Annotated in this window: 22 protein-coding genes; 8 read left to right on the forward strand and 14 right to left on the reverse strand. The window is 71.7% G+C overall.

Annotated features, from left to right (window positions below):
- Position 1: 1 nt before the first annotated feature.
- Together N8I84_RS09320 and N8I84_RS09325 are read right to left on the reverse strand one after the other, a co-directional pair.
- Positions 2–1,660: a class I adenylate-forming enzyme family protein gene (locus tag N8I84_RS09320; RefSeq protein ID WP_263229089.1), complete on the reverse strand. Its 1,659-nt coding sequence runs from the start codon at positions 1,658–1,660 to the stop codon at positions 2–4.
- Positions 1,657–2,421 carry an SDR family oxidoreductase gene (locus N8I84_RS09325; protein WP_263229090.1) on the reverse strand — a complete coding sequence of 255 codons (765 nt, stop codon included), beginning with the start codon at positions 2,419–2,421 and terminating at the stop codon, positions 1,657–1,659. Before N8I84_RS09325 ends, N8I84_RS09320 begins: the two co-directional genes overlap by 4 nt.
- A gap of 149 nt (positions 2,422–2,570) precedes the next feature.
- Here N8I84_RS09325 and N8I84_RS09330 point away from each other — a divergent pair, with 149 nt between their 5' ends.
- Together N8I84_RS09330 and N8I84_RS09335 are read left to right on the forward strand one after the other, a co-directional pair.
- The gene (locus N8I84_RS09330) at positions 2,571–3,803 is read left to right on the forward strand and encodes an exo-beta-N-acetylmuramidase NamZ family protein (RefSeq protein WP_263229091.1); all 1,233 of its coding nucleotides are present in this window, start codon (positions 2,571–2,573) and stop codon (positions 3,801–3,803) included.
- Between the two features lie 87 nt (positions 3,804–3,890).
- Positions 3,891–5,234: a serine-threonine protein kinase gene (locus N8I84_RS09335; protein ID WP_263229092.1), complete on the forward strand. Its 1,344-nt coding sequence runs from the start codon at positions 3,891–3,893 to the stop codon at positions 5,232–5,234.
- Positions 5,235–5,260: 26 nt separating this feature from the next.
- Here the strand turns inward: N8I84_RS09335 and N8I84_RS09340 are convergent, their stop codons facing one another.
- On the reverse strand, positions 5,261–8,062 hold the full coding sequence (locus N8I84_RS09340; RefSeq protein ID WP_263229093.1) for a penicillin acylase family protein: 2,802 nt from the start codon (positions 8,060–8,062) through the stop codon (positions 5,261–5,263).
- Between the two features lie 263 nt (positions 8,063–8,325).
- Here N8I84_RS09340 and N8I84_RS09345 point away from each other — a divergent pair, with 263 nt between their 5' ends.
- Positions 8,326–8,928, forward strand: a complete 603-nt coding sequence (locus N8I84_RS09345) for a hypothetical protein (RefSeq protein WP_263229094.1) — start codon at positions 8,326–8,328, stop codon at positions 8,926–8,928.
- A gap of 269 nt (positions 8,929–9,197) precedes the next feature.
- On the opposite strand, the gene soxR is transcribed toward N8I84_RS09345, so the two are convergent.
- Positions 9,198–9,662: a redox-sensitive transcriptional activator SoxR gene (soxR, locus tag N8I84_RS09350; protein ID WP_263229095.1), complete on the reverse strand. Its 465-nt coding sequence runs from the start codon at positions 9,660–9,662 to the stop codon at positions 9,198–9,200.
- 115 nt (positions 9,663–9,777) lie between these two features.
- Between soxR and N8I84_RS09355 the strand changes: the two genes are divergently transcribed.
- Positions 9,778–10,239 (forward strand): MaoC family dehydratase, encoded by a 462-nt coding sequence (locus tag N8I84_RS09355; RefSeq protein WP_200421394.1) that lies wholly within the window; start codon positions 9,778–9,780, stop codon positions 10,237–10,239.
- Positions 10,240–10,259: 20 nt separating this feature from the next.
- Here the strand turns inward: N8I84_RS09355 and N8I84_RS09360 are convergent, their stop codons facing one another.
- The 3 genes from N8I84_RS09360 to N8I84_RS09370 all read right to left on the reverse strand — a co-directional run bounded on the left by N8I84_RS09360 (position 10,260) and on the right by N8I84_RS09370 (position 12,455).
- Entirely contained in the window at positions 10,260–10,886 is a 627-nt protein-coding gene (locus N8I84_RS09360) for a TetR/AcrR family transcriptional regulator (protein WP_263229096.1), read from the reverse strand.
- Between the two features lie 69 nt (positions 10,887–10,955).
- Positions 10,956–11,243, reverse strand: a complete 288-nt coding sequence (locus N8I84_RS09365; protein WP_200421396.1) for a YiaA/YiaB family inner membrane protein — start codon at positions 11,241–11,243, stop codon at positions 10,956–10,958.
- Between the two features lie 60 nt (positions 11,244–11,303).
- Positions 11,304–12,455 (reverse strand): acyl-CoA dehydrogenase family protein, encoded by a 1,152-nt coding sequence (locus N8I84_RS09370; protein ID WP_263229097.1) that lies wholly within the window; start codon positions 12,453–12,455, stop codon positions 11,304–11,306.
- A gap of 87 nt (positions 12,456–12,542) precedes the next feature.
- On the opposite strand from N8I84_RS09370, the gene N8I84_RS09375 reads away from it, so the two are divergent.
- From N8I84_RS09375 to N8I84_RS09385, 3 genes are all read left to right on the forward strand, one after another.
- Positions 12,543–13,184 carry a TetR/AcrR family transcriptional regulator gene (locus N8I84_RS09375; RefSeq protein WP_263229098.1) on the forward strand — a complete coding sequence of 214 codons (642 nt, stop codon included), beginning with the start codon at positions 12,543–12,545 and terminating at the stop codon, positions 13,182–13,184.
- Positions 13,185–13,240: 56 nt separating this feature from the next.
- Positions 13,241–14,116 carry an ArsR/SmtB family transcription factor gene (locus N8I84_RS09380; protein ID WP_263229099.1) on the forward strand — a complete coding sequence of 292 codons (876 nt, stop codon included), beginning with the start codon at positions 13,241–13,243 and terminating at the stop codon, positions 14,114–14,116.
- A 61-nt stretch (positions 14,117–14,177) separates the two neighbouring features.
- Positions 14,178–15,110, forward strand: a complete 933-nt coding sequence (locus N8I84_RS09385) for a DMT family transporter (protein ID WP_263234709.1) — start codon at positions 14,178–14,180, stop codon at positions 15,108–15,110.
- Between the two features lie 21 nt (positions 15,111–15,131).
- On the opposite strand, the gene N8I84_RS09390 is transcribed toward N8I84_RS09385, so the two are convergent.
- The 7 genes from N8I84_RS09390 to N8I84_RS09420 all read right to left on the reverse strand — a co-directional run bounded on the left by N8I84_RS09390 (position 15,132) and on the right by N8I84_RS09420 (position 24,254).
- The gene (locus N8I84_RS09390) at positions 15,132–16,217 is read right to left on the reverse strand and encodes a Zn-dependent alcohol dehydrogenase (RefSeq protein ID WP_263234710.1); all 1,086 of its coding nucleotides are present in this window, start codon (positions 16,215–16,217) and stop codon (positions 15,132–15,134) included.
- Positions 16,218–16,222: 5 nt separating this feature from the next.
- The gene (locus tag N8I84_RS09395; RefSeq protein ID WP_263229100.1) at positions 16,223–17,620 is read right to left on the reverse strand and encodes an aldehyde dehydrogenase family protein; all 1,398 of its coding nucleotides are present in this window, start codon (positions 17,618–17,620) and stop codon (positions 16,223–16,225) included.
- Between the two features lie 138 nt (positions 17,621–17,758).
- On the reverse strand, positions 17,759–18,979 hold the full coding sequence (locus N8I84_RS09400) for an MFS transporter (protein ID WP_263229101.1): 1,221 nt from the start codon (positions 18,977–18,979) through the stop codon (positions 17,759–17,761).
- Positions 18,980–19,030: 51 nt separating this feature from the next.
- Positions 19,031–20,443 (reverse strand): CitMHS family transporter, encoded by a 1,413-nt coding sequence (locus N8I84_RS09405; protein WP_263229102.1) that lies wholly within the window; start codon positions 20,441–20,443, stop codon positions 19,031–19,033.
- Between the two features lie 123 nt (positions 20,444–20,566).
- Positions 20,567–22,807: a molybdopterin oxidoreductase family protein gene (locus N8I84_RS09410; protein ID WP_263229103.1), complete on the reverse strand. Its 2,241-nt coding sequence runs from the start codon at positions 22,805–22,807 to the stop codon at positions 20,567–20,569.
- Between the two features lie 124 nt (positions 22,808–22,931).
- Positions 22,932–23,552, reverse strand: a complete 621-nt coding sequence (locus N8I84_RS09415) for a TetR/AcrR family transcriptional regulator (protein ID WP_263234711.1) — start codon at positions 23,550–23,552, stop codon at positions 22,932–22,934.
- An 84-nt stretch (positions 23,553–23,636) separates the two neighbouring features.
- The gene (locus N8I84_RS09420) at positions 23,637–24,254 is read right to left on the reverse strand and encodes a hypothetical protein (RefSeq protein WP_263229104.1); all 618 of its coding nucleotides are present in this window, start codon (positions 24,252–24,254) and stop codon (positions 23,637–23,639) included.
- Between the two features lie 183 nt (positions 24,255–24,437).
- Here N8I84_RS09420 and hmgA point away from each other — a divergent pair, with 183 nt between their 5' ends.
- Positions 24,438–25,757 carry a homogentisate 1,2-dioxygenase gene (gene hmgA / locus N8I84_RS09425; protein ID WP_263229105.1) on the forward strand — a complete coding sequence of 440 codons (1,320 nt, stop codon included), beginning with the start codon at positions 24,438–24,440 and terminating at the stop codon, positions 25,755–25,757.
- Positions 25,758–25,769: the final 12 nt, after the last annotated feature.

The raw sequence follows: 25,769 nt of genomic DNA on the forward strand, positions 1-25,769 counted from the left end.
ACTACTGGGGCGTCTGCGTGCGGGTACGCAGCTCCCGACGCAGGATCTTGCCACTCGCCGTCTTCGGCAGCTCGGGCAGGATCTCCACCTGGCGCGGGTACTTGTAGGCCGCCAGTCTCTCCTTGCAGTACGCCGCGAGCGCGTCGGGGTCCGTCTCGGCACCCGGGCGCAGGCTGATGTACGCCTTGACGGTCTCGCCGCGGTACCCGTCCGGCACCCCCACGACGGCCGCCTCGCGCACCGCCGGGTGCGTGTAGAGGACGTCCTCCACCTCGCGCGGCCACACCTTGAAGCCGGACGCGTTGATCATGTCCTTCTTGCGGTCCACGACGTACAGCCAGCCCCGCTCGTCCATGAACCCGATGTCGCCGGTGCGCAGCTCACCGTCCGGGAAGGTCTCGGCGGTGGCCTCGGGCCGCCGCCAGTAGCCGGGCACGACCTGGGGGCCACGGACGACGATCTCGCCCTGTTCGCCGAACGGCACCTCCTCGCCCCTGTCGTCGACGATGCGGACGACCGTGTCCGGCCCGGGCACACCGACCGCCAGGGTCCCGGAGACCGGGTCCACGGGGGCCTCCTGACCGGGCGGGACGGAGGCGCAGGGTGCGGTGCACTCGGTCAGGCCGTAGCCGTTGCGGATGTACGGCCCGAAGCCGGCCCGGAACTTCTCCACCAGGGCCGGCGGCAGCGGCGCGCCGCCGGAGGAGATGACCCGGAAGGAGGAGAAGTGGTCCGGGGTGACGGCGGGGTGGGCGGCGAGCGCCATGAAGGCGGTGGAGGGGCCGACGGTGTAGTGCGGGCGGTGCTCGGCGAACGCGTCCAGGACGACGCCCGGCTCGAACCGGTAGGCGAGGACGAGCGTGCCGCCGCTGGTGAGACAGGCCACCAGCTCACACACCATCCCCGTGATGTGGAACAGCGGTGCCAGCGCGAAGTAGACGGGTGCCTCGGGCAGGCCGAGGCCCGTGCGCTGCCGCTCGGCGTTGTACATGATGTTGCCGTGCGTGTTGGTGGCGCCCTTGGGCGTGCCGCTGGTGCCGGAGGTGTAGCTGATCAGGGCGATGTCGGACGGGCCCACGTCGCGGCCCTCGGGGGCCTTGTGGCCCTGCCGGGCGACGGTGACCAGGTCGTCGGCGTCGGCGGCCTGCTCCAGCCGCTCGAAGGTGAGCACACGTGCGTCGTCACGGGTCTGGAGGTCCCGCTCGCAGGCGGTCACCACGATCCGCACGGGCGATGCGGCGGCCGTGTCCCGCAGGTACGACTCCCAGGCGCGGTCGGAGCACACCAGGGCGGTCACCTCGGCGTCCTTCAGGACGTGCGTGACCTCCCCCGACTTGTACATGGGGTTGACGGGCACGACGGTGGCGCCGGCCTTCCAGGCGCCGAGCAGGGCCAGCACGAAGTGCGGGGAGTTCTGCAGCAGGATCGCGACCCGGTCGCCGCGCTCCAGACCGCGCGAGGCGAGGAACCCGGCGACGGAGTCGGTCAGCGCGTCCAGTTCGGCGTAGCTGATCCGGCCGTCGAAGTAGGCCAGGGCGGTTCGGTGCGCGGGCACCTCGCGCAGGGCGTGCGGGAGCGAGTCGGCGGGGCTGACCGGGGCGCGCTGGGCATCGTTGAGCAGGGTGAGCCAGGGCTTGGCGGCATAGCGGGAGGCGGTCACCGGCCGGCCTCCCACTTCTGCTGGATGTGGTTCATGCTCGTCAGCCAGCGGTCCGGGTCGGTGGCGCGCGCCTGATAGTAGGCGGCGGCCTCGGGGTGCGGCAGGATGAGGAACCGGTCCTTCTCGATGCCCTTGAACAGGGCGTCGGCGACGTCCTCGGGGTCGATCGCGGTCGGTGCCAGCACCAGGTCGCCTGCGCTGCCGGAGGCGGTCAGCATGTCGGTGCGGACGCCCTGGGGGCAGATCGCGTGGACCTTCAGGCCACGGTGGCGGTACGTCAGGGACAGCCACTCGGCGAAGGCGTACGCGCCGTGCTTGGTGACGCTGTAGGGGGCGGCGCCGATCATGGTGAGCAGTCCGGCGGCGGAGACCGTCGAGACGAACCGTCCGGCGCCGCGCTCCAGCCAGGCCGGCAGGAGTTCGCGGGCGGCGCGGACGTGGGCCATCACGTTCACGTCCCAGGCCCGCGCCCACACCTCCTCGTCGGCGGCCTCGGTGCCGCCGGAGCCGAGGCCCGCGTTGGCGCAGTAGACGTCGATCGTGCCGCCGAGGGCGTCCCGCGCCTCGGACACGATCGCGGACGCGTCGCCCGGGACGGCGATGCCGCCGATCCCGTCGGCCACGGCCTTGGCCTTCTCGGCGTCCAGGTCGTTGACGACGACCCGGGCCCCCTCGGCGGCGAAGCGGCGGGCCAGCGCGGCCCCGATGCCGCCTCCCGCTCCGGTGACGACCACTCCCGCACCCTGCACGGCTTCCACCATCGGTCTCCTTCGACGCGACACGCACCGGCTCTGCTGCCGTCGGCTCTGTACGGCGACCAGACTAACCAGTCGGTATGTAACGAGGGAAGAGGCTGCTTCGCCAGCCATTACGCGGGCATGACAGTTCCATCGAGCAGGGAGGTCATCGCATGAGGCTGTCCAGACGAGGGCTGCTCGCCGCCACAACGGCGGCGACCGTGCCGTTCCCCGCAGCGTCCCGGGCCGGCGGCGGCAGGCGGCTGCGCACCGGTTTCGAACGGCTGGCGGCGGACGGCTACGCGCCGCTGGCGGGCCGCCGGGTCGGCATCGTGACCAATCCCACGGGTGTGACGAGGGACGTGCGCCACATCGTGGACGTGATGCACGCCGACCCCGGGGTGGACCTGGTCGCGGTCTTCGGCCCCGAGCACGGCTTCCGCGGCACCGCCCAGGCCGGTGGATCGGAGGGCCGCTACGACGACCCGGCAACCGGGCTTCCCGTCTACGACACGTACCTGAAGAGCAGCCGGCCGCTCGCCGACATCTTCACCGCGTCCGGTGTGGACACCGTCGTCTTCGACATCCAGGACGTGGGCGCCCGTTTCTACACCTACATCTGGACCCTCTACGACTGCATGGAGGCCGCCGCGCTCGCCGGCAAGCGGTTCATGGTCCTCGACCGGCCGAACCCGGTGACCGGACGCGCCGCCCTCGGCCCGGTCCTGCACAGGGAGTTCGCGACCTTCGTCGGCCGGCAGCCGATCGCACAGGCGCACGGGATGACGGTCGCGGAGCTGGCGCGGCTGTTCAACGGGGAGTTCCTGACCACGCCCGTCCCGCTCGACACCGTGCCGATGACCGGCTGGAGGCGGTCCGACTTCTACGACGCCTGCGGGCTGCCCTGGGTGCCGCCGAGCCCCAACATGCCGACACCCGACACCGCACTGGTGTACTCGGGGACGTGCCTGTTCGAGGGCACGAACATGTCCGAGGGACGCGGCACCACCCGCCCCTTCGAACTCCTCGGCGCGGAGGGCGTCGACGGCCGGTGGGCAGCGGAAGCGGAGCGACTGGGGCTGCCGGGCGTGCACTTCAGGGAGGCGTACTTCGCGCCCACCTTCTCCAAGTTCCAGGGGAAGACGATCGGTGGAGTGCAGATCCATGTGTACGACCGGGCCGCCTACGACCCCGTCCGCACCGGGATCGCGCTGCTCGTGACCGCCAAGAAGGTGTGGAGCGGTTTCGCCTGGCGCTCCGACGACTGGATCGACAAGCTCACGGGCTCCGCGCGGGTGCGCACTATGATCGACGCCGGCGCCACGGCCGACGAGGTGGTGGCCGCGTGGCAGGACGAGTTGGCCGCCTTCCGGCGGATCCGTAAGGAGTACCTGCTGTACGGATGAGCGTGACGTATGGCCAACCGTGCCCGCCCGCAGGACGATGCGCGCACTGCGCACAGCGCGCTCGACCTCGGGGCAAGGGGGCCCGTCATGGCGGTACCGGCAGTGAGTGTGAGTCCCTACTGGGAGCTGACCTTCGACGCGGACGGCGACGTCGACGGGCCGGAGCGGGACCGGCTGCTCGCGGAGGTGACGCGGCGGGGAGTACGCGACCTGCTGGTCTTCGCGCACGGCTGGAACAACCAGCGCTCCGGCGCCACTCGGCTCTACAGCAGCTTCTTCGCGCCGATGCCCTTGATCGCGCCCAGGGCCCGCCTCGGTTACGTGGGCGTCATCTGGCCGTCGATGATGTTCGCGGACGAGCCGATCCCCCATTTCCCGCCGTCTGTCGCGGCCGAGGTGCCGGCGGCTCCGCTGCTGGACAAGGACAGCCGCCACGCGCTGCACGAGGTGTTCCCCGGCCGTGCGACCGTGGTGGAGCAGCTCTCACGGCTGCTGGAGCGGCACCCGGACGACGGTGCCTCGCTGGAGGAGTTCGGGCGGCTGGTACGACTGCTGGTGGAGGTGCGGCCGCAGGGGCCGCAGGCCTCGTTCGCCGCGGACACCCTGACGCAGGGGGCGCCCGAGGACGAGCCCGGGATGCTGACCGGGGACACGGCCGAGGTGTGCCGGAGCTTCGCGCGGGCGCTGGAGCAGGTCCAGTCGGTCGGCGGGGAGTCCCCGGAAGGGTTCTCGTTCACGCCGAAGGGGATGTGGGACGGGGCGCGCGAGTTGCTCAGACAAGCCACGTACTACGCGATGAAGCGGCGCGCGGGGACGGTCGGCGAGCGGGGTCTCGGGCAGGTGGTCGGGCAGCTGGCGCAGGCGGCGCCGGGGGTGCGGGTGCACCTGGTCGGGCACAGTTTCGGCGGGCGGCTGGTGTCGTTCGCGCTGCGCGGGCTGCCGGAGGGGGTGCGCACCGTGAAGTCGGTGACGCTGCTGCAGGGCGCCTTCTCGCACTACGCCTTCGCGGCCCGGCTGCCGGAGGACCCGCATACGAGCGGGGTGCTGGACGGGCAGCAGAACCGGGTCGACGGCCCCGTGGTGTGCTGCTACTCCCACTTCGACTCGGCGCTCGGCACGTTCTACCCGCTGGCGTCCCGCATGGCGGACGACGACCGGTCGCTGACCGGGGACTTCACGGCGGACTTCGACATCGGCCGGCTGCTCGGCCCCCGGTGGGGCGCGATGGGGCACGACGGGGTCCAGGCGGTGGACGGTACGCGCAGCCTGACGCTCGCCGACGCGCTCGGTGGCGGACTGCCGGCGTCCGGCTGCGTCAACGTCGACGCCTGCGCGGTGGTCTGCCACGGCGGTCCGCCGACGGGGGCGCACAGCGACATCGTGCATCCGGAGCTGGCCCGGGTGGTGCTGGCGGCGGGCCGGGTGGGCTGACCCGCCGCCGCACGTCGCCTCCCGGCCTACCGGTGCGAGGTGTACTCCACCACCTGCTGGAACGTCGGCCGGTTCTGCCAGCTGATCCTGCCGTGCTTGATGCCGCCCAGGGTGCGCTGGACGATCGAGTCGGCGCACCACTGGTCACCGGCGGAGCACTGGTCGTCGCCCGGGTAGACCTGGGACGCGGTCATGCCCGCCGCCTGCTTCAGCGTGCTGATCAGGATGTCACGGCAGGCGCTCAGGCTGCCGCCCCCGCAGTACTTCTGCGCGAGCGGGCCCTGCACCGATTCCCCGAGGACCGCCCGGATGTCCTTGTCGACATAGCTCCACCAGCCGTACTGGAAGGAGCTTCCGGCGTGCGAGCCGGTCGGGCCGTGCGCGGCCGACGGGGACTCGTCGATCGGCAGGTTGTTGCCGAAGGCGGTGTACAGGTCGCTGCCGAGGCCCGGTTGGAACTCGGCCTTCACCAGCAGTGGCCACCAGGCGTCCAGGATGCGGATGGCGTCGGCGTTGGCATACGACTTCGACCCGGCCGAGGTCTCCGTGCGCTTGGCGCCCGCCGTCACCCAGGCCTGCAGCTTGCTGACCGCCGCCGCGGCGGTGGAGTCCGTCACCGTACTGCTGTTGACGACCTTCAGCAGCTTCGGCAGCACGTCCTCGGCGCGCAGATCCGCGAGAGCCGCGTCCGCCATCGCCTTCACGAGGGCCGGCCTGGTCACCCCGCCGGCCGCTACCAGCTTCCTCACCCGGTCCTCGAGCAGGTTGCCGCGGTGGACCGAGCCCTCGCCCCAGGGAGCGGCCGTGTAGTCCTTGGCCTGCTTGTTGTTCCAGGAGATGTAGTAGTCCTGGTCGACGGAGTTGGGGTGCTGGGACGGCAGGGTGTAGTCGGCCGTGTTGGTCGCCGGGTCCCAGTCGCGCCACTCGTACGCCGCCTGCGCCCAGACGGGGAACTCGGCGTCGACACCGCTCGCCCGCACCGGGTTGTCGCCGCTGTTGTAGTACGCGGTGTGCTGGGAGTCGGCGTAGAACCAGTTGAAGGTGTAGTTGATGTGCTGGACCGCGCTCTGGAAGTCCTTCGGGCCCTTGACGTAGTCGGGGTCGTTCAGCATCTGGAAGCCGATGATCGAGTCGGCCTCGTGCAGGTAGGACGAGCGCAGGGTGGTGTAGGCGACCTTCTTGCCGCCGACCGTGGCGCGGTACTCCACGGGCCCGTACTTCGTGCGCCACACGCGCATGGTGTAGGAGCCGGCCGGGGTCGAGTCAGCGGTCGTGGGTGACCAGGAGTTCTTCTGCTCGATCTTGTCCATGGCGGTGCAGGTGCCGTGGTACAGGTAGTGGTAGTCGTCCTGGCACAGCTCGACCGCGTAGGTGTCGATGATGTCCTGGCCGGAGGTGGTCGCACTCCACGAGTAGTCCTGGCCGCGGCCCAGTTCGACGTACATGCTCAGGCCCGCGAAGGATGCGCCGCGGGCGCTGATGCCGGGCCCCTGGATCTCCTGGAGCATGAGGAGCTGGGGTGCGAAGTAGCCGGTCTGCGGGCCGAAGACGGCGATGGGGTGGCCGCTCGCGGTGTACTTGCCGCTCACGACGAGGGCGTTGGACATGCCGCGCCTGGCGGAGGTCAGGGCGGTGGTGGCCGCGGTCTTCGACGCGCTCGTCGCGCTCGAGGTCGCCGCGCTCCCGGTGCGGTCGTAGACGAGCGGTTCCTGGGTCACCGAGCCCGCCTCGGGCAGCGCCTCGCCCTGGGGGCTCGACGGCTTGGTCGCGTACGGGAAGCTCTCGCCGTTGTGGACGGTGAGGACGGCCTCTGGGTCGTTGCGCTCGCGGAAGGACTCCCAGACCTTGGTGCCCTCCTCCACGCCGTACTTGGACTGGGCGGCCAGCAGGGAGATCGCGTTGTTGACCTCGCCGCCCCCGCCGGAGCCGAAGAGCGCGCCGATGACGGAGGCGAGTGCCACCAGGTCGGTGACCTTGAAGTGCTCGATGGTGCCGGCGTTGGTGATGGAGTCCTTGTGGCCGGTCAGGACGTACTCGCCGGGGAAGTAGCGGCCGCTGTCGGAGGCGTCGATGTAGGCGTTGACGCCGGCCAGATAGGCATTGACGTCGGCGAGGGCCTGCTTGCCGCGGTCGCCGGCGGCGGCCACCGCGTTGTCGATCTGCGCCTGGAGGTCTGCCTCGGTGTAGGGCGCGTTGCGCCAGAACTCCTGCTCGAGCCCCTGATTGGCGGCGGCGCCGCCCGCGAAGGAGGTGAGCTGTCCGCGGCCCACGTGCCGGAAGACGTCCATCAGCCACAGCCGGTCCTCAGCCGCGGCATACCCGGCGCCGAACTCCGTGCCGTACCTGGTGGTACCGGTGATGTGCGGGACGCCCGTCTTCTTGTCGCGGACGATCGTCACGTCGCCGCGACCGGCGGGCTTCTCGGTGGAGGCGACTTGATCGGACGGGACGCCGAACGAGGCGTCGTTGAAGAAGTTGTTGATCTTCGCGTCGGTGAGGGTGGAGTAGCCGGTGGCCAGGTTGGCGTAGGGGCCGAGCTGGTCCTCGGCGTGGTCGGGCTGGGTGCCGAAGGCCTGGTTGAGCAGGATCTGGGCGAGGGTGGCATTGCCGTTCTCGCCGGGCGGGAGGATGTCCGAACACTGGCCGCCGCAGTAGTCGTTCGACGCGGCCGCCTCCGCGGTGCCCGTGGCCGCCTGGGCGGTGGCCGCGGCGGTCGGGGACAAAAGCCCCGCGATGAGCACGCATATCGAGGCGGCCTTGAGGAACTTGGGGGTTCTGCGAGGAGTTCTCAGTCTGTCGAGGGCGGTGCGTGGGGTGCGCCGTGGCATGGCAGCTCCTCCGACGATGGGGGTCCCCCCTGCTCGAGCGGAGGCGAGAGCTTGGGGGAATGGGCGGGCGGACGTTACCGCCGGTATCCCCGCGATTGAAGATGAACATGCGTCAGTTTTTCAACCGTCCGGCAAGTGCTTTTGGAGGTCATCGGAAATCCGATGGAGCCGAATCGCGTGTCGATACGTCTATTCGGCGACGTCCCCAGGACGACGCCGAAGTGACCGAAGTACAGGTGCAGTTGTGACGGAGGTGCAGGGCGATGGCCGGTTTCCGGAGTCTGGCGAGACAGGTCCGTGATCCGAGGTGCGATCTGGCACTACGGCGCTACTCACTGCGCAAGTGCCTTGAGAAGTTCGCCCCCTACGGGCACAGGGCGACCTGGGACCACCTGTGCTCCCGGGCCGGGTTCGGGCCCGAGGACCGCTCCCCCGATCCGGCGCGGCTCGTGGCCGCACTGGAGGAACTGGAGGAGGCCCGGTCCGTGTGGCTCACCTACGAGGCCGAGTTCACGGAGCGCCGCAGGAAGGAGAAGCACGACGGGCTGCGCCGGCCGGGCAGTGTGGACGACTGGCACCGGCTGACGTGGGGCGGTTTCGGGGTCGCGTGGTGCGACGACCCGCGGGTCCACCCTCATGAACCGCTGGCGGAGGTGCTGCGCCGGCTCATCGCCGCACTGGAGCGCGAGCCGGGCTCATCGTGTCCGGTGTGCGCCGGTGAGCGCCTCACATGGAGATACGACCTGGCCCATGAGCCGTCGTCGGGCCCGGTCTGCACGGACTGCGGCATCCTGGTGCCCTCTCACGTGCTGACACCCGGAGCCCTGGCACGGACCAGGCGCGCGCGACTGCTCGTGTCGGCCTAGGGCCCGGATCGTGGGGGTGCGCCGGGGGATGCCGCACCCCCGTTGTCAGCGGCTCCTGACCCACCGGGACAGGGCGCGGAGGTGAGCCTGGGGCCGACGGGTGCCCGGTGCCGGGGCGAGCCGGGAGGACGCGCGCAGCCGGGCGCCTGCGGGGCGCCTCCCCCAGCTCGTCGAGGAGGGGGTGGCCCCAGCGCCCACCCGTGCAGCCCTGGGGTCCTCCAGGCCGTCAGGGCTCTGGGGGAGACGACTGCTCGCCGGGCGGCGGGGAGCTACCGCTTGCGGCGTTCCACCATCAGGCGGGAGCCCGACTGCCGTTCGCCGAACACGTCGTCCGGGTTGGACAGTACGCATGTCTCCAGGGACAGGCACCCGCAGCCGATGCAGTCGGTCAGGTGGTCCCGCAGGCGGCTCAGCTGCTTGATGCGTTCGTCCAGTTCGGAGCGCCAGGCCACGGAGAGGCGGGCCCAGTCCTCGCGGGTGGGTGTGCGCTCCTCCGGGAGCTGCGCCAGCGCCTCGCGGATCGTGGCCAGCGGGATGCCCACCCGTTGCGCCGCCCGTACGAAGGCGACCCTGCGCAGTGCGTCCCGGGAGTAGCGGCGCTGGTTGCCCGCGGTGCGGCGGCTGCTGATCAGGCCCTTGGACTCGTAGAAGTGCAGGGCGGAGACGGCGGCGCCGCTGCGGGCGGACAACTGGCCGACGGTCAGCTCGTGGATCTTCTCCGGGATCTGGGGCACCTTCCAGAGCCTACCCACCGCGGCACAGGCGTCGTCCGTTGACACCGGTGCCGCACCCGACCATGCTAAGCAGTTGCTTAGACATCGTGATTTCGTGACGCGAAAGGCCGGGAACATGGCAGAGCCGAGGACCTTCACGTCCGCCGACGAGCTGAAGGCGGCGGTGGGCGAGCAGCTGGGGTACACCGACTGGCTGGAGATCGACCAGAAGCGGATCGACCTGTTCGCGGAAGCGACCGGCGACCACCAGTGGATCCATGTGGATCCGGAGAAGGCGGCCCAGGGCCCCTTCGGGACCACCATCGCGCACGGCTACCTCACGCTGTCGCTGCTCCCGCTGTTCGGGCCGCAGCTGATCAAGGTGGAGGGCGTGAAGATGGGCGTCAACTACGGCACCAACAAGGTCCGTTTCCCCGCCCCGGTGCCGGTCGGCTCCCGGGTGCGCGCCACCGCGACGATCTCGGGCGTCGAGGAGGTGCAGGGCGGCGTGCAGGTGGCCGTCGCCTTCACCGTGGAGCGCGAGGGCGGCGACAAGCCGGTGTGCGTCGCCGAGTCGGTCGCGCGCTACTACCTCTGACACCCGGCCGGGCGGGGCGCCTACTTCCGCGCCCCCACCATCCGCAGCACGAGGTCGGCGTAGAGCGCGCCGACCTCCTCGGGGGTCCGGGACCCGTCGACGTTGAACCAGCGGGCGACGTCGATGCACAGGGAGAGGATGGCCAGCGTCGTCCCCTTCACGTCCAGCACGTCGAACTCGCCCGCGGCCACGCCGTCCTCGACGATCCCGCGCACCTCGGCGTCCACCTGACGGCGCAGAGCCAGGATCTCGGCGCGGGCGTCCGGGCCGAGCGCGTCCAGTTCGTACTGCACGACCCGCGCGGTGGTGCGCCGTCCGGCGTGCCAGCGGACGAAGGAGCTCACGGCGTCGGCGAGCCGCTCGGTCGCGCTGCCCTCGCGCCGGGCCGCCGTGCGCAGGATCTCCAGGGCCTTGTCGTGACCGATGCGGCTGATGCGGTGAAGCAGCTCTTCCTTGGTCTTGTAGTGGATGTAGAGCGCGGCCGGGCTCATTCCGGCGCGGCCCGCGATGTCACGGGTCGTCGTGGCGTGGTAGCCGCGTTCGGCGAAGGCCTCGACCGCGGCGACCAGCAGCCGCCGGGCCGCGTCCGGGGTCACCTCGGCCCACGGCTCCATCTCGCCGCCGGCCGTCTCCTCCGCCGTACTCATCGCTCGCCCCTTCCACTGGCAGGACGAACACCATACCTCCGAAGGTGAGCGGGCGCTTAGTGTGCCCGCTCAGAGCTTTTCGAAGGGGTCGTGCTCGGCGAGCAGCTTCTCCAGCCTGGCCTGGTCGACCCGGCTGACGATCTGCCCGGCCTCCTGGCGGTCCCGGATCACCTTGGCGAGGGTGAAGGCGGAGGTCACCAGGTACAGGACGGCGATCCCGAGGAAGGCGCGCACCCAGGCGTCGGCGTGCAGTCGGAAGATCCCGACGGCGGTGGCCACCAGGGCGATGGCGAAGGACGCCACGGCCTGCCCGTAGAAGGCGGCCGTGTTCTGCTGTCTGACCGGAGTCTCACTCATGTGGACCAGGGTCGGCGGACGGCGGCGCCGGGACATCCGCACGCGTACTCACAGCGGTACTCAGAACGCCGAAACGCCCGTCAGCGCCCGCCCGATGACCAGTTTCTGGATCTGGCTGGTGCCCTCGTAGAGGGTCATCACCCGGGCGTCCCGCAGCAGTTTGCCCACGGGGTACTCGTCGATGTAGCCGTAGCCGCCGAAGACCTGAAGGGCGTTGTTCGCGGCGCGGACGGCTGCCTCGGAGGCGAACAGCTTGGCCTTGGAGGACTCGACGGCGAAGGGCAGTCCGCGGTCGATCAGGTCGGCGACGCGCCAGGTCAGCAGCCGTGCGGCGTCCACGTCGACGGCGATGTCGCTGAGGAGTTCCTGGACGAGCTGGTGGTGGGCGATGGTCCTGCCGAACTGCTCCCGTTCGCCCGCGTACGTCACCGCCGCCTCCAGCGCGGCCCGGGCTATGCCGACGCAGCCCGCCGCCACCGACATCCGGCCCTTGGCGAGCGCGGACATGGCGACGGAGAAACCCTTGCCCTCCGGGGCCAGCATCGCGGAGGCGGGGACGCGGACGTCCTCAAGGACCAGTTCGGCGGTCGCCTGGCCACGCAGGCCGAGTTTGCCGTGCACGGCGCGGCGGGTCAGGCCGGGGGTGTCGGTGGGGACGAGGAAGGCGGAGACGCCCTTGTGACCGGGGGCGTCGGTGGAGCGGGCGAAGAGGAGGACGACGTCGGCCCAGGTGCCGTTGGTGATGAACATCTTGGTGCCGTTGATCACGTAGTGGTCGCCGTCGCGTACCGCCCTGGTGGCGAGGTTGCCCGCGTCGGATCCGGTGCCCGGTTCGGTGAGCCCGAAGCAGCCGACGTACTCCCCGGACGTCAGCCCCGGAAGCCAGCGGCGCTTCTGCTCCTCGCTCCCCCAGGCGGCGATCGTCTTGGCGACCAGGCCGAGCGAGACGGACACGATTCCGCGCACGGACGAGTCGCCGCGTCCCAGTTCCTCGGTCACCAGGCAGTACGCGAGATGGTCGCCGCCCGCGCCGCCGTACTCCTCGTCGATGGTGAGCCCGAGGAAGCCGACCTCGCCGAGCTTCTTGACGATCGAGCGGTCCACTTCCTCCGCCCGGTCCCAGGCGACGACGTGCGGGGCGATCTCGCGGGTCACGAACTCCTCGGCCAGCCGTCGCACGGCCACCTGCTCCTCGCTGAGCTCCAGGTTCACGACACGTCACCCCTCGGGCAGATCATTGAATGCGGCACATTTAAATTAGCGCCGCTAGTTTTCCAGCGCAGCCCTACTATGTGCGCCATGGCCCGACCGCGCAAGCCCCTCCTCAGCACCGACCGCATCGTCGCCACGGCGCGGGCTCTGGTGGACGCGGAAGGCCTCGCGGCCGTCTCCACGCGCCGGCTCGCCGCCGAACTCGGGGTCAGCGGCCCGTCGCTGTACAACCACTTCCGCACCAAGGACGAGATCCTGGAGGCGGTCGCCGACTCGGTGAGCGCGCAGGTCGATCTGTCGATGTTCGAGGACGGCCGGCCCTGGCGGACCGCGCTGCACGACTGGGCGGTCTCCTACCGGGCCGCGCTGCGCGACCACCCGAACATCGTGCCCGTCCTGGCCCGCGGGCCCGGCCGTCGCCCGGCCGCGCTGCGCCTCGCGGACGCGGTCTACGGGGCGATGGTCGACGCGGGATGGCCGCCCGCGCAGGCCACCTCCATCGGCGCGCTGATGCGCTACTTCGTGATGGGCTCGGCTCTCGGCTCGTTCGCGGGCGGTTTCGTCGACGACGCGGCGGCGTACGACCCGGCCGACTACCCCCACCTCGGGCAGGCCCACCTCCTCGCCGACCAGCAGGAGAAGATCGACGAACGGGCCTTCGAGACGGGGCTGGCGGCCCTGCTGGACGGACTGGAGCGGCAGTACGAGCAGGTGAAGCGCCCCGTGTAGCGCAGGCGGGGCATGCTTCGGCCAGCGCCGAAGTGTCCGTGGTCGATGCTGGACGCATGACGACGAGGAAGGACGGTACGGCGGCCGGGCTCGCCGGGCTCGCGGGGCTGATCGCCGACGAGACGCGGGCCGCGTGTCTGCTGGCGCTGCTCGACGGCCGGGCGTGGACCGCCGGTGAGCTGGCGCGGCACGCCGGGGTCGCCGCCTCGACGCTGAGCGAGCACCTGGGCAAGCTCGTCGCGGGCGGGGTGCTCGCAGAGGAGCGGCAGGGACGCCACCGGTATGTGCGGCTCGCCGACGCGCGGGTCGCCCAGATCGTCGAGGACCTCGCCGCGCAGGTGGCGCCGGACGCCGGAGCCGGGCGTCCGCGCACGCTGCGGGAGGCGAGTGCCGGGTCCGCGATGGCACGCGGGCGCACCTGCTACGACCACCTCGCGGGGCGGCTCGGCATCGCCGTCACGGACGCGCTGACCGCGCGGGGGCTGCTGAGTGCCACGGGGGAACCGGAGGGGCGCGCCGGTGTCGAGAGCCCATGGGGGTCCCGCCGCGTGAGCGAAGCCGGGCGTGGGGCAGCGCGGAGGCCCGAAGGGTCGAGCACGGTCGGGCTCTCACCACCGGCTGGAGCACCCGGGAAGCGGACGAGCGAAAACGGGGACACCGGGTTCACGCTGACCGACGCGGGCCTGGCCTGGTTCGACACCGCCGGTATCCGTCTCGACCGCAAGGGCCGCAGGCCCCTGGCCCGCGCCTGCCTCGACTGGACCGAGCGTCGCCCCCATCTCGCGGGTGTCGCGGGCGCCGCGCTGTGCCGGCACGCCCTGGACGCGGGCTGGTGCGTCCGCATCGGCTCCGAGCGGGCCGTGAAGGTCACGGCCGAGGGCGAGCACGCGCTGTCGCGGCTGCTCGGGATCGAGGCGGCGGCGCTGCGCTGAGCACGTCACGACGGAAATCCGCGAGCACTCCCACCCCTGCCCTCCTAGCCTCTGGAGAATGATGAACGCCTCCCCCTCCCGTCTGGCCGCCGGCGCGGCCACCGTCACCGTGCTGCTGTGGGCCTCCGCCTTCGTCTCGATCCGCAGCGCGGGCGCCGCGTACGCGCCGGGCGCGCTGGCCCTCGGTCGGCTGCTGGCCGGGGCACTGGCGCTGGGGGTGATCTGTCTCCTGCGGCGGGAAGGTTTGCCGCCGCGTGCGGCGTGGCGCGGGATCGCGATATCCGGGCTGCTGTGGTTCGGCTTCTACATGGTCGTGCTCAACTGGGGCGAGCAGCAGGTCGACGCCGGGACCGCCGCACTGGTGGTGAACATCGGGCCGATCCTGATCGCGCTGCTGAGTGCGCGGCTGCTGGGGGACGCCATGCCGCCGCGGCTGCTCGGGGGCATGGCGGTGTCCTTCGCCGGTGCCGTGACCGTGGGCCTGTCGATGTCGGGTGACGGTGGATCCTCGGTGCTCGGGGTGGTGCTGTGCCTGCTCGCCGCCGGCGCCTACGCGGCCGGTGTCGTCGCGCAGAAGCCCGCGCTGGGTGCGGCGAGCGCGCTTCAGGCGACGACGTTCGGGTGTCTGGTGGGCGCGGTCGTCTGTCTGCCGTTCGCCGGACAGCTGGTGCACGACGCGGCCCGCGCGCCGGCGTCCGCCACGCTCAACATGGTGTACCTGGGCGTCTTCCCGACCGCGCTCGCCTTCACCACCTGGGCGTACGCCCTGGCCCGGACGACCGCGAGCCGCATGGGCGCGACGACGTACGCGGTGCCCGCGCTGGTGGTCCTGATGTCCTGGCTCTTCCTCCAGGAGGTGCCGGGTCCGGTCACGCTCGCGGGTGGCGCGCTGTGCCTGGCCGGAGTGGCGGTGTCACGGTCGCGTCCCCGCACACCGCCTCCGGCCCCGGAACCGCACGCCACGCCCGAGCAGGTGCCGGCCGCCGAGTCCTAGGCACGGGACGACCCCAGGCCTTCAGAACACCACCAGCGCCCGGCCGCCCTTGCCCGCCAGCATGTTCTCGAAGGCGGCCGGGATGCCCTCCAGCGCGATCCGTTCCGTCACCAGCGCGCCCAGGTCCAGGCGGCCCGCCCGGACGTGCTCGGCCAGGACCGGCAGGTCCTCGGCCGGGTTGGAGTTGCCGTAGACGCAGCCCGTCAGCGTGCGGCCCCAGTGGAAGATCTCCAGGGCGTTGAAGGTGACCTGCTGGTCCTTGCCGCCGATGCCGACGACCGTCGTACGGCCGCCGCGGCGAGTGGAGTCCCAGGCGGCGCGGATGGTGGCCGCCCGGCCCACGCACTCCACCGCCACGTCGACGCCCTGCTTGTCGGTGAGGCCGCGGATCTCGCGGGGCGTGGTGTCGGAAGCGAGCAGGAAGTCCGTCGCGCCGGCCCCTCGCGCCAACTCCTCCTTCGCGGGGGACACGTCCACCGCGACGATCCTCTCGGCGCCCGCGATCCGCGCCGCCTGGAGGGTCGCGAGGCCCACCCCGCCGACGCCGAACACCGCGACCGTCTCCCCCGGCCGTACCTTCGCCGCGTGGTGCACGGCCCCGTATCCGGTGAGGACGGCGCAGCCCAGCAGGGCCGCGTCGGTCAACGGCACGCCGTCCGGGGCCGGGAGCACACAGGACGCGGCGACCACGGTCTCCTCCGCGAACGCGGCCACGTTAAGACCGGGGTGCAGATCCGTGCCGTCGTCCGCGCGGCGGGCGTGGACGGCACCGGCGCCGGTGAGCGCGTCGGCGCAAAGCCACACCTCGCCCCGTGCGCAGGCGTGGCAGCTCCCGCAGGACGGCGCCCAGTTGAGGACCACTCCGTCACCGGGGGCGACATGGGTGACGCCCTCCCCCACCGACACCACCGTGCCCGCGCCCTCGTGACCGAGGACGGCGGGCACCGGCACCCGCATGGTGCCGTTGGACAGGGACAGGTCGGAGTGGCAGACCCCGGCGGCGGCGAGCCGGACCCGGACCTGGCCGGGGCCGGGCTCGGGCAGCTCGATCCCGGTGACCTCCAGCGGGGCACCGACGGCGGGCAGTACAGCGGCACGGACGACCATCTGGCTCAACGCTCCTGGAACTGGAGGGACTTGGTCTGCAGGTACTCGGCGAGGCCGTGTGCGCCCAGCTCCCGGCCGACCCCGGACTGCTTGTAACCGCCGAAGGGGGCGCGGGGGTTGAAGCGTCCGCCGTTGATGTCGACCTGCCCGGTCTCCATGCGCCGCGCGAACGCGACCGCCTCCGTGTCGTCCCCGGCCCATACCGCGCCGGCCAGCCCGTACACCGTGCCGTTGGCGATCCGCAGGGCGTCCTGCTCGTCCTCGTAGGGGAGGATCGCCAGTACGGGGCCGAAGATCTCCTCCTGCGCGATCGTCATCTCGGGGGTGACGTCGGCGAAGACGGTGGGCTGCACGTAGTAGCCGCGCTCCCGGGGGGATTCGGGGCCGCCCGCGACCAGGCGGGCGCCCTCCGCGAGGCCCTTCTCGATGTAACCGCGCACCCGCGCCTGCTGCCCGGCGTTCACCACCGGGCCGATGCGGTCCCCGTACTTCGTCGCGGCCGTCGCGGCGAGCTCGACCGCCTCCTCGTACCGCTCCCGGTGCACCAGCATCCGCGTCCACGCGCTGCACGTCTGGCCGGAGTTGGACATGACGTTCGCGACACCCACGTTGACCGCCTTGGCGAGGTCCGCGCTCGGCAGGATGACGTTCGCGGACTTGCCCCCCAGTTCCAGGGCCACCTTCTTCACGGCCGCTCCCGCCGTGGCGCCGATCCGCCGGCCGACCGCCGTGGAGCCGGTGAAGGAGACCAGGTCGACACCCGGGTGCTCGGCGAGCGCCTGGCCCGCGACCGGGCCGAGGCCGGTGACGAGGTTGAAGACCCCGGCCGGCAGACCCGCCTCGTGGGCGGCCTCCGCGAAGAGCTGGGCGGTCAGCGGCGTGTCCTCGGCCGGCTTCAGGACGACCGTGCAGCCCGCCGCCAGCGCCGGGGCGACCTTGGCGACGATCTGGTGGAGGGGGTAGTTCCAGGGGGTGATGGCGCCGACGACGCCGACCGGCTCCTGGTAGACCGTGGAGTTGCCGACCTTCTCCTCGAAGGAGTACGTGGCGGCCAGTTCGGCATACGATCCCGCGACCGCGATCGGCAGGCCGACCTGCACGTTCTGCGAGAACGGGAGCGGGGAGCCCAGCTCCGCCGTCACCGTCTCGGCGATCTCGTCCTTCCGGGCGACCAGCACGTCGCGCAGGGCGGCGAGCCGGGCGGCCCGCTCGGCCGGGGCGGTGGCGGCCCAGTCGGGGAAGGCGGCACGGGCGGCGCGTACCGCTGCGTCGACATCCTCGGCGGTGCCCGCCGGGATCCGGCCGATGACCTGCTCATCGGCCGGGTTCACGACCTCGATGGTGTCCGCGCCGACGGCGGGGCGCCAGGCGCCGTCGATGTACATGCCGTCATGTGCCTTCATCGTCTTCCTCCCGGGCGGGCAGCGTCGTCCGCCCCAAACTAGCGCCGGTAGTTTTGTGGCGCCAGGGGGCTCCGGGAGGTCAGCGTAGGGCCTGTCATCCGGAGCAGGTCGGCCGTGAGGGACGGTCTGGAGGCGGCTTCAGGTCCGGCCGGCCGCCGCGCCCCGCCGCACGGACGAGTCCGCCCCCTGCGGCTCCCTCGCGGGCGCACGCAGCGCGATCCCGGAGGAGACCAGCAGCAGCGCGCCCAGCATCACGAACGGCGCGGCCACGCCCGCCACTCCGGCCACCAGTCCCGCCGCGGCGGGCGCGGCGACCTGGCCGAGGCGGTTGCCGGTCAGCCGCAGGGCGAGGGCGGTGGAGCGGGCGTCGCCGGGTGCGGCCTGCACGACGGTCGTCATGGACAGCGGCTGCCCGACACCCAGGCAGAACCCGAGCACGGTGAGCATCGCGCCGAGCGCCCACACCGGCACCGGCAGCGCGATCCCGGCACACAGCAGCGCCGCCACCAGGCAGGTCAGGGCGAGCAGGACGGTCCGGCCGAGCAGCCGCAGCAGCGGCGTGAGGACGAGACGGCAGGCGATGGTGGCCGCCGCACGCAGGCTCAGCAGCAGGCCGACGACCGCCGGGGCGATGCCGCGGTGGTCGCCGACGACGGGCAGGTACGCGGTGAGGATGTCCGTGGCGGACAGCACGGCGAGGCTGATCAGGATGCCGGCCGGCACACCGCGGGCGCGCAGGATGCGGTGCAGGGGGACGCGGTCACCGCGCGCGGTACGGGCCGTCGTGGCCGTACGGCGCTCGATGCGCCACAGCGAGGTGAACGCGACCGCGGCGACCGCGCCCGCCACCAGCAGGGCGAGCGCGCTGGTGGCCGCCCGGTCCGGGCCGTGGATCAGGGCGCCGGCGGCGATCGGGCCGACGAGCTGGCCGAGGGAGGCGCCGATGGTGAAGTGGCCGAAATTGCGGTCCTGTTCGTGCGGCTCCGACCGGCGGGCCACGATCGACTGGGCGCCGATGACGAAGCACAGGTGGCCGAGGCCCATCACGCCGCTCCACGCGGCCATCGCCGCGAGGGAGCCCGCGGCCCCGCTGAGCGCGCAGCCGCCGGAGATCAGGACCACACCGGTCACCAGCAGCGGCATGCACCGGCCGTGGTCCGTACGGCGGCCCAGCGGTACCGCGGCGAACAGCGGCAGCAGTGCGTACACACCGGCGATGACTCCGACTGCGCGGTCGTCCGCACCCAGCGCGAGGGCCCGGTAGGAGACGGCGGGCCGGGCCATCGACACCGCCCCCTGCGCGAAGCCGAAGGCGATGACGAGGCGGAGCAGCCAGCCGCGGTTCCCACCGGGCCTCATGAGGACGTCCTCCAACGAATGATCGACAACGAGTGATCGGTCTACGAATGATCAGATGATGCCGAACAGGATTCCCGCCCCGAGGACCACCAGCGATGTCAGCGCGGCCCACTTGACCACGAACCGCGTGTGGTCGCCGAACTCCACCTTGGCCATGCCGACGAGGACGTAGACGGCGGGCACCAGCGGGCTGGACATGTGCAGCGGCTGGCCGATCAGCGATGCGCGGGCGATCTCCAGGCTGGAGACACCGTGCGCCTGGCCCGCCTCGGCGAGCACGGGCAGGATGCCGAAGTAGAAGCCGTCGTTGGACATGAAGTACGTGAGCGGGATGCTCAGCACGCCGGTGACGAGGGCCATGTGCGGGCCCATGCCGTCCGGGACGTTGTTCACCAGCCACTTGGCCATGTGCTCGACCATGCCGGTGCCCTGCAGGACGCCGGTGAAGACGGCGGCGGCGAAGACCATGCCGGAGACGTTGAGGACGTTCTCGGCGTGCGCGGCGAGGCGGGCCTTCTGGTCGGGCATGTGCGGGAAGTTGACGGTGAGCGCGAGTGCGGAGCCGAGCAGGAACAGGACCGGGATCGGCAGCCACTCCATGATCATGGCGGTGAGCAGGGCGACCGTGAGCAGCGCGTTGAACCAGTACAGCTTGGGGCGCAGGGTGGACCGGTTGGGGTCGAGGCCCTGGAAGCCGTCCTCGGCGGCGGACTCGGTGGCATCGGCGTCCGTGCCGGAGCCGGAGGCGCCGGTGGCCGTGCGTCCCTTGCCGGTACCGCCGCCGGAACCGCCCGCCCCGACGAGCACCGTCTCGGCCTCCTGCGGCTCCAGGACCTCGTCCAGCGTCAGCGTGCCGAGCCGCTTGCGTTCGCGGCGGCCAAGGACGTACGCGAGGGTGAAGACGCCCAGCAGGCCGACGGCGAGAGCGGGGATCATCGGCACGAAGATGTCGCTGGCGTCCAGCTTCAGCGCGGTCGCGGCTCGGGCGGTGGGACCGCCCCACGGCAGGGTGTTCATCACGCCGTTGGCCATGGCGGCGACGCCGGTCATCACGACCAGGCTCATCTTCAGGCGCTTGTACAGCGGGTACATCGCCGAGACCGTGATCATGAAGGTGGTCGAGCCGTCGCCGTCGAGGGAGACGATCGCGGCGAGGACCGCCGTGCCGACGACGATGCGGAGCGGGTCTGCCTTGCAGAAGCGCAGGATGCCCCGCACGACCGGGTCGAAGAGACCGATGTCGATCATCACACCGAAGTAGACGATCGCGAACATCAGCATCGCCGCGGTGGGCGCGAGGCCGGTGACGCCGTCGATGACGTAGTCGCCGAGCTTGGCGCCCTGACCGACGAACACGCAGAAAAGCGCGGGGATCAGCACGAGCGCCGCGATCGGCGACATCTTCTTCATCATGATCAGGACCAGGAAGGTCGCGATCATGGCGAAGCCGAGGATGGTCAGCATGAGTGGATACCTAACGTTCGCCCTTGAACACCCCCACGGGGGCCGGGGGTGCGTTGACGTTAGGTCGCGTAAAGAAGGGTTAACAAGTAGTTGACGTGCGAGCAATAAGCGCAAAATTCCAGGTCAGCGGGGTGCGGGGAGGGGCGCGAGCTCGACGGGCACGCCGTTGAGCACCGCGTTGCCCGACAGCGGGTCGAGCAGACTGCCGTCGAGGAGCTGGTTGACGTTGACGCCGGGGTCGAGGGCGGCGTGGCTCATCCGGGTGCCGGGCCGGTCATGGCCCCAGCCGTGCGGAAGGCTGACGACACCGGGCCGGATGCCGTCGGTGATCTCGACGGGCGCGGTGACCTCTCCCCCGGCGCCCTTGACCCGTACGGGAGCGCCGTCGTGGAGTCCGAGCCGCTCGGCGTCCTCGGGGTGGAGGTGCAGGGTGCAGCGGTTGGAGCCGCCGGTGAGCGCGGGCACGTTGTGCAACCAGCTGTTGTTGGACCGCAGATGACGCCGCCCCACGAGCAGGAGCCCGTCGGCACGCTCGCTCAGCGCCTGCTTCAGGCGCGGCAGGTCGTCCGCGATGGGCCCCGGCAGCAGCTCGACCTTGCCGCTGACGGTCTTCAGCGGCTGCGGCAACCGGGGCTCGAGGGGGCCGAGGTCGATGCCGTGCGGGTGGGCGAGCAGCTTCTCGAGGGTGAGCCCGTCGGGCCGGGCGCCGAACCCGTCGCCGTACGGGCCGAGGCGCAGCATCATGTCGAGCCGCCGTTCGGGGCCGCTGTCGCCGCTGAGCTGCGCGGCAAGCTCCTTCGGGTCGCGGCCGTGGACGGGCGAGCGGGCCTCGGTGACGGCCTTGCCGAGGGTCTGGCCGATGACGAGGTCGTCGACGGCGGAAGGCTCGGCGCCGTGCATGCCTGTCGCGGCGAGCACCAGCCGCGCGAGGATCTCGGTCTCCGCCATGCGGCCGGGCTCCAGCGGGACGGCGGCGCGGGTGTAGCGGACCTGGTTGCGCACGGCGAGGGTGTTGAAGGCGAAGTCGAAGTGCGGTGCCTGGGAGGGCGGGGGTGGCGGCAGCACGACGTGCGCGTGGCGCGAGGTCTCGTTCAGATACGGGTCGACGCTGACCATGAAGTCCAGGGAGCCGAGTGCCTTGTCGAGGCGGTCGCCGTCCGGGGCGGAGAGCACGGGATTGGCGGCGACCGCCATGACGGCGCGGATCGGACTGCCCTCGTCGGTGGCGGTGTCGATCTCCTCGGCGAGCGCGGAGATCGGCAGCTCGCCCTTGGCCTCGGGGTGCCGTCGCACCCGCGAGTGCCAGCGGCCGAGCGCGAAGCCGCGGCCGGGTCCGGCGGGCCGGGGCGTCCTGTCGGTGGCCGACAGCGGGAAGAGGGCGCCGCCGGGCCGGTCGAGGTTGCCGGTGAGGACGTTGAGGACGTCGACAAGCCAGCTGGCGAGGGTGCCGTGCGGGACGGTGCAGCTGCCGATGCGGCCGTAGACGGCGGCCGTGGGGGCGGCGGCGAGCTCCCGGGCGAGGGTGCGGATGGTGCCGGCGTCGACGTCGCACGCCGCCGCGGCGGCTTCGGGGGTGAAGTCCCCTATGGTCGCGGCCAGTTCGTCGAGTCCCTGGACATGCGGGGCGAGGTCCTTGAGGTCGACGAGCTCTTCCTCGAACAGGACCTGCGCCATCGCCGCGAGCAGCAGCGCGTCGGTGCCGGGGCGGATCGCGACGTGGCGGTCGGCGAGCCGGGCGGTGCGGGTGCGGCGCGGGTCGATCACGGTGAGGGTGCCGCCGCGGGCCTTGAGGGCCTTGAGCCGGCCGGGGAAGTCGGGGGCGGTGCACAGACTGCCGTTGGACTCGAGGGGGTTGGCGCCGATCAGCAGCAGGTGGTCCGTGCGGTCGAGGTCGGGCACGGGGATGGCGTTCGCGTCCCCGTAGAGCAGCCCGCTCGAGACGTGCTTGGGCATCTGGTCCAGCGTGGAGGCGGTGAAGACGCTGCGGGTGCCGAGACCGGCGAGCAGGACGGGCGGGTAGAGGCCGCCGGCCATCGTGTGCACGTTGGGGTTGCCCAGGACGACACCGACGGCGTGCGGCCCGTACTGCTCGACGACCGACCGCAGCCCGAGGGCGACGGCGTCGAACGCCTCCTCCCAGGTGGCCTCGCGCAACTCCCCGTCCCGGCGCACGAGGGGCCCGCGCAGCCGGTCCGGGTCGGAGTCGGCGGCCCCGAACGAGGCGCCCTTCGGGCAGATGAACCCCTTGCTGAACACGTCATCCCGGTCGCCGCGCGCGCCGGTGACCCGGGTGTCCTCGATGGTGAGCGTCAGCCCGCAGGTGGCCTCACAGAGGGGGCAGATACGCAGGGCGGTGCGGGACACGGGTCCTCCCGGTGGGACGGCGACGAGGATGGCGCACGAACACGGCGAGCATACCGACCGGTATGCATGCTGGGGAGCCCCCGGACCGCACGGTGACTCCCGCCACAGCGCACCACGCGCCCGGCTAGTCGAGCGCCCTGGCCAGGTACGCCCGCAGCAGCTCCCGCATCTCCGCGATGATCTTCTCGTCTCCCTCCGCGGACACCCGGAAGGCCAGGTGGACCAGGGTGTCCGCGGTTTCCACCGCGATCAGCAGCGTGCGGCGCAGGGCCTCGTCCGGTTCTCGGCCGAGGTACGCCGACAGCAGTTCGGTCAGCCGGTCGGCGACGCGGTGGTTCGGTTCGGCGTGACGGGCGCCGACCGGGATCTGGTTGCCGAAGTCGACGAGGGAGAACCCGGGTGCCGTGCGCTTCATGTCCAGGTACTCGTCGAGCATGGCGTCCATGGCGGTGCGCCAGCCGCCCTCGCCCTGCGCCTCGGTCAGGCGGTCGGCGACACGCTCGGTGTAGCGCTCCAGGTTCCGTTCGGCCAGGGCGTCGACCATGGCCCGCTTGTTGCCGAAGAAGCGGTAGACGGAGCCTATGGGGACGCCCGCGCGCAGGGCCACCCCCCGGGTGCTGAGGGCGTCGTAACCGACCTCGTCGAGCAGGTCGGCGCAGGCGTCGAGGATTCTGGTCAGTCGTTCGGCGCTACGGCGCTGGACGGGCGCGCGGCGCAGCGATGTCGCTTGGGGCACGGGCTTCATCATGCCTTTCCGACGGGTGCAGGTGAACCTCGCTTCTCTGTACGGGAATCGGTGGCCTCTGCACTCATCGGGCGTGCGCGGAGTTCATCCCGTGCTCGCGGGGCTCGGCGTCTCCTCCGTGCCGGACGCCGGGCTCGGCGTCTCCTCCGTCCCGGACGCCGGGTTCGGGGTTTCCTCCGTCCCGGACACCGGGCTCGGCGTCTCGTCCGTCCCGGACGCCGTGATGTCCGCCGTGCTCTCCACCGGCTTGCCGTCCACCGCCCAGACCGTCTGGTCGTCCGCGTACAGCCGGGCCGTGACGTGGTGTGTGCCGCGCGGGACCAGCCGGCCGGGCAGGCGGTAGTCGCGGGTGCGCAGCCGGGTGAGGGCGTGGCCGTCCAGGTAGAGCCGGGCCGTGCCGCGGCCCGCCACGGCCACCGGGCGCACACCCGGAGGGGAGAAGCGGAAGCGGCGGACCGTCAGCCGGACGTCCCAGGCGCCACCCGAGGCCGGCTGCACCTCGATCGCCACCTGGGGCGCGTCCTTCTTGCCGATCTCACGGTAGTGCCGCCCTTCCTCGTCCGTGCCGTCCAGTACCTTGCCCACCGGCGAGGTCGACACCTCGCCCTTCCGCTCGTGCGCCTCGCTGGAGGCGCAGCCCGCCGAGCCGCCGAGCAGGGCACCCACCGCGAGCGCGACGAGCAGTCCGCGCGTCCACGACATGCCGGAGAGCGTATTGCGCCCTCCCGGACGGCCGGATCCCCCTGAAGTCGGGTTCTCATGTCCCCCGCCAGTCGCACTCGGCCTCCACCCGTTTCTCCACCTCCGCTCCACGCCCTTCCCCCTTGCGCACCCGTCCGCCGAATCCTACGGTGATGCATAGGAATCAGCGACGAGGGAGCGGCGATGAGCGGGGACGCGAGGAAGATCGCGGAGGGGCTGTCCTATCTCTGCGGGTTCGGCAACGAGCACAGCTCGGAGGCGGTTCCGGGCGCCCTGCCCGAGGGCCGCAACTCACCGCAGCGCGCCCCGCTCGGACTGTACGCGGAGCAGCTGAGCGGTACGGCGTTCACCGAGCCGAGGGCGCACAACCGCCGCTCGTGGCTGTACCGGATCCGCCCCTCGGCTGCGCACCCCGCGTTCACCCGCGCGGACAACGGCGCCATCCGTACGGCACCCTTCACCGAGTCGGTGCCCGACCCGAACCGGCTGCGGTGGAACCCGCTGCCCGAGCCGCCGCCGGGAACCGACTTCCTGGCCGGCCTGTGGACCCTCGGGGGCAACGGGGACGCCACCCAGCGCTCCGGCATGGCCGTGCACCTGTACCACGCCAACGCCTCCATGGACCGCGTCTTCAGCGACGCCGACGGTGAACTGCTGATCGTCCCGGAGCGTGGCGGACTGCTGCTGCACACCGAGTTCGGGATGCTGCACCTGGAGCCCGCCCATGTGGCGCTGATCCCGCGCGGGGTGCGCTTCCGTGTGGAGCTGCTTGACGAGTCGGCCCGCGGATACGTCTGCGAGAACTACGGCGCACCCTTCCGTCTCCCCGATCTCGGCCCGATCGGCGCCAACGGCCTCGCGAACGCCCGGGACTTCCGGGCGCCCGTCGCCGCCTACGAGGACGTCGACGGTCCGGTGGAGGTGGTGAACAAGTTCTGCGGCAACCTCTGGACGGCCACCTACGGCCACTCGCCGCTCGACGTCGTCGCCTGGCACGGCAACCATGTGCCGTACATCTACGATCTGCGCCGTTTCAATGTGCTCGGGACCATCTCGTACGACCACCCGGACCCGTCCATCTTCACGGTGCTCACGTCCCCGTCCGACACCCCCGGACTGGCGGGCGTCGACTTCGTGGTCTTCGCGCCGCGCTGGCTGGTGGGCGAGGACACGTTCCGGCCGCCGTACTTCCACCGGAACGTGATGAGCGAGTACATGGGCCTGATCGAGGGCGCCTACGACGCGAAAGCCGAGGGCTTCGTGCCGGGCGGCGGCTCGCTGCACAACATGATGTCGGCCCACGGCCCGGACCGCGAGACGTTCGAGAGGGCGAGCGCGGCCGAGCTCGGGCCGCAGAAGATCGACGACGGTCTGGCGTTCATGTTCGAGACGCGCTGGCCGGTGACCCTCACCCCGCAGGCCGCCCGGGCCGAGCACCTGCAACACGGGTACGACGACGTGTGGCAGGGCCTCGAACGCCACTTCCGCTCGCCCTTGCACTGAGGACCCCCTACC

Origin of the sequence: Streptomyces cynarae, assembly GCF_025642135.1 — a bacterium.
Classification (GTDB): domain Bacteria; phylum Actinomycetota; class Actinomycetes; order Streptomycetales; family Streptomycetaceae; genus Streptomyces; species Streptomyces cynarae.

Bases quoted from the DNA above. Each gene is read 5' to 3' on its own strand.
- N8I84_RS09420 (WP_263229104.1), bottom strand. From the start codon at position 24,254: ATGTCGTGGACGCGCGGACTGCTCGTCGCGCTCGCGGTGGGTGCCCTG.
- N8I84_RS09375 (WP_263229098.1), top strand. From the start codon at position 12,543: ATGGCCCGACCGCGCAAGCCCCTCCTCAGCACCGACCGCATCGTCGCC.
- N8I84_RS09415 (WP_263234711.1), bottom strand. From the start codon at position 23,552: ATGAAGCCCGTGCCCCAAGCGACATCGCTGCGCCGCGCGCCCGTCCAG.
- N8I84_RS09365 (WP_200421396.1), bottom strand. From the start codon at position 11,243: ATGAGTGAGACTCCGGTCAGACAGCAGAACACGGCCGCCTTCTACGGG.
- N8I84_RS09330 (WP_263229091.1), top strand. From the start codon at position 2,571: ATGAGGCTGTCCAGACGAGGGCTGCTCGCCGCCACAACGGCGGCGACC.
- N8I84_RS09405 (WP_263229102.1), bottom strand. From the start codon at position 20,443: ATGCTGACCATCCTCGGCTTCGCCATGATCGCGACCTTCCTGGTCCTG.
- N8I84_RS09395 (WP_263229100.1), bottom strand. From the start codon at position 17,620: ATGAAGGCACATGACGGCATGTACATCGACGGCGCCTGGCGCCCCGCC.
- N8I84_RS09380 (WP_263229099.1), top strand. From the start codon at position 13,241: ATGACGACGAGGAAGGACGGTACGGCGGCCGGGCTCGCCGGGCTCGCG.
- N8I84_RS09400 (WP_263229101.1), bottom strand. From the start codon at position 18,979: ATGAGGCCCGGTGGGAACCGCGGCTGGCTGCTCCGCCTCGTCATCGCC.
- N8I84_RS09325 (WP_263229090.1), bottom strand. From the start codon at position 2,421: ATGGTGGAAGCCGTGCAGGGTGCGGGAGTGGTCGTCACCGGAGCGGGA.
- N8I84_RS09385 (WP_263234709.1), top strand. From the start codon at position 14,178: ATGAACGCCTCCCCCTCCCGTCTGGCCGCCGGCGCGGCCACCGTCACC.
- N8I84_RS09340 (WP_263229093.1), bottom strand. From the start codon at position 8,062: ATGCCACGGCGCACCCCACGCACCGCCCTCGACAGACTGAGAACTCCT.
- N8I84_RS09390 (WP_263234710.1), bottom strand. From the start codon at position 16,217: ATGGTCGTCCGTGCCGCTGTACTGCCCGCCGTCGGTGCCCCGCTGGAG.
- N8I84_RS09345 (WP_263229094.1), top strand. From the start codon at position 8,326: ATGGCCGGTTTCCGGAGTCTGGCGAGACAGGTCCGTGATCCGAGGTGC.
- hmgA (WP_263229105.1), top strand. From the start codon at position 24,438: ATGAGCGGGGACGCGAGGAAGATCGCGGAGGGGCTGTCCTATCTCTGC.
- N8I84_RS09360 (WP_263229096.1), bottom strand. From the start codon at position 10,886: ATGAGTACGGCGGAGGAGACGGCCGGCGGCGAGATGGAGCCGTGGGCC.
- N8I84_RS09355 (WP_200421394.1), top strand. From the start codon at position 9,778: ATGGCAGAGCCGAGGACCTTCACGTCCGCCGACGAGCTGAAGGCGGCG.
- N8I84_RS09335 (WP_263229092.1), top strand. From the start codon at position 3,891: ATGGCGGTACCGGCAGTGAGTGTGAGTCCCTACTGGGAGCTGACCTTC.